3 protein-coding genes are annotated in these 2,343 nt (G+C 30.5%); all 3 read left to right on the top strand.

Annotated elements, in window-relative coordinates:
* Positions 1-452, top strand: a 452-nt coding sequence (locus BUB82_RS11550; protein ID WP_234949788.1) for a hypothetical protein, incomplete at its 5' end; no start/stop codon positions are given.
* 34 nt (positions 453-486) lie between these two features.
* Positions 487-828, top strand: a complete 342-nt coding sequence (locus tag BUB82_RS11545) for a hypothetical protein (protein ID WP_143185696.1) — start codon at positions 487-489, stop codon at positions 826-828.
* A gap of 869 nt (positions 829-1,697) precedes the next feature.
* Positions 1,698-2,141: a hypothetical protein gene (locus tag BUB82_RS11540; RefSeq protein WP_143185695.1), complete on the top strand. Its 444-nt coding sequence runs from the start codon at positions 1,698-1,700 to the stop codon at positions 2,139-2,141.
* Positions 2,142-2,343: the final 202 nt, after the last annotated feature.

Below are 2,343 nucleotides of genomic sequence, written 5' to 3'. Positions count from 1 at the left end.
CGTTGCCCACAATTAGAAAAAAAATGAAATTCAGCCATTTAAGCCCAATTTTACTAATTTTACTAGTTGCGTGCAATGGCGGAATTAAAAGTGGAAATGATTTATCAAAAGTGGAATTGGAATATATCCGTGAAATCGGATTATTAACCAATAATGAAAAAATATTAAGATTTACTTCCCAAAGTGTGAATAGTACAAATGGAGGTTTTATAAGTGATAAAAGATTAGCGTATTATTGGATTGACGAAAGAAACGAAACCAACGAAATCAATTCAGCAATATATAGCGAAATTGATACTCTAATATTTAAAGATTTATCGGATGCGTGGACTTACTCGTCATTTATAAAAGTTGTTACACAAGATAGTTTGGAATTTAAAGTTTACGTGAATGATGACCGAGAAAAAGCAAATGAATTCTTTGAAACAGCAATGTCGCAATGGAAGAAGTGAAAAAATAACTGGGAGCAAATAAAAGTGTATAAAAATGATTACTTTAAGACTAATCGGAAGTGAACCATATGTTGACCCAAGATTTTTGGATTCAACGGATGTTCCATTTATGTTAATCGGAATAGTTTTATTAATCATAGCCTACTATAAAATCAAGAATACAAAACCAAAAGAACATCAGAAAGAAAAAACTAATGAAATAGAATCCAAATTTGAACTAACTGATTACGATATTTTAATGCAACCCAAGAAGAATTTCAATAAGAGTGAATTACCATTTATTAATTTTTCTTTGCCAACTTTATCTAGGAAAGAGCTTATTCTTGGAATAATTTTATTCATTTTTTATTATTTAATTTTTACTGAGAAAATTTAATAGTCACAAAAAATAACTGTGGGCAACACCGCATAACCGCAATTACGGCTGATTCGACTACAAGCCGAATCAACTCGTATTTGCTCACTTGGGTTTTATAATTGAAATTCATTACTTTTAAGTCCGTAATAACTGCGGTTATACAAAAACGTTACAAGTAAGTTAATTTCAATGATTTTTTAGAGATAAAATTCATGTTTTGATAACCCTAAGAATCGGATTTGACTCTGACAAAATTGAAAAGTGGAGTAAATTATAAAAATTGGATTTTATCACTCAAACGCTGAAAACTAAATTGCGTTGAAAACAAATTAAATTGATTTTTGGTCGAGCATTGAGTAGCTATCTGAATTTGAAAAATAATGCGTGATAACTTAGTAACGATAAAAATACGTAATTGGATTTTATTCGACATTTAGGAATAATTTGACTTCTGACAATTATAGCGTAAATAATATAATAGAAAATTGAATAAACTACACAGCGGAATTTCAGCAAGTTTGAAAACAGATGATTTTACTCTTGAAAACAGATTTTTAAATCTAGTTTAATATAGCAAAACTACTACTCTACTCGACTGAATTGAATAGCAGTACGAAAAAAACGAAATAATTAGACTCTATAAAGAACCTACTTGTAACACCGCATAACCGCAATTACGGCTGATTCGACTACAAGCCGAATCAACTCGTATTTGCTCACTTGGGTTTTGTAACTGAAATTCATTACTTTTAAATCCGTAATAACTGCGGTTATACAAAAACGTTGCCACACATTTGAGAAAAACACAATTACATATAATAATTCTGCTTTTTTGCATCATATTTAGTTGCAAAAAAACGTCAACGCCAAATGAATATCTGAACGGATTGAAAATCGAACAATCTGAATACCAAGCAGACAAAAAGCAACTTGCGAATTTGACTGAATTAAGACGTGATTCTGTTCGGGCTTCATCAAAAACACCAGAAGGAAAAACTTTAGAAATTTATATCGATACAGTTTTTTATAATAAGGACAACAAAATTGTTTTTCTTTCAATTACAAAAAAAGAAAATCGATACGCGATAAATAATGATGACGGAATTTCATACTCGGGCGAATGTTATATTGGAACAAAAGAATTGGAATCTAAAAAAATAAAGATACTCGACCGACTGAAATACAGTTCAACTTCAGACGAAAATGACGGATTTGATAGAGTACAAAAATCACTTCGGAATATTTATCTGACTGAAATGGAATTTATTGACGGTCGATTTAATATTAATGATAACCGATTTTGGACAAGTAAAGTATGGAATGGGAAATAAAAAAACGTGTGGCAACACCGTGTATAGCTCAATGCTAGTCAATTGCTTAAACCAAAGTTAGGGCATATTTGGAAAATCGCCAAATTTTTAAATTTGACGATTTCCAATAAAAAGATAAATAGTAAAATTTAAAAAATTGGCTTGTGGCTCAACCGAAAAATAATCGCTAATTTGCACGCAACGAGCCATACACAAGACCGTT

Source organism: Psychroflexus salarius, from assembly GCF_900129035.1.
GTDB classification, from domain to species: domain Bacteria; phylum Bacteroidota; class Bacteroidia; order Flavobacteriales; family Flavobacteriaceae; genus Psychroflexus; species Psychroflexus salarius.
The sequence above is the reverse complement of the archived record's forward strand: the minus strand, read 5'-3'. Positions and strand labels throughout refer to the sequence as shown.

What these genes read in the sequence shown, in the direction of transcription:
- BUB82_RS11545 (WP_143185696.1), top strand. Translation starts at nt 487, where the DNA reads ATGATTACTTTAAGACTAATCGGAAGTGAACCATATGTTGACCCAAGA.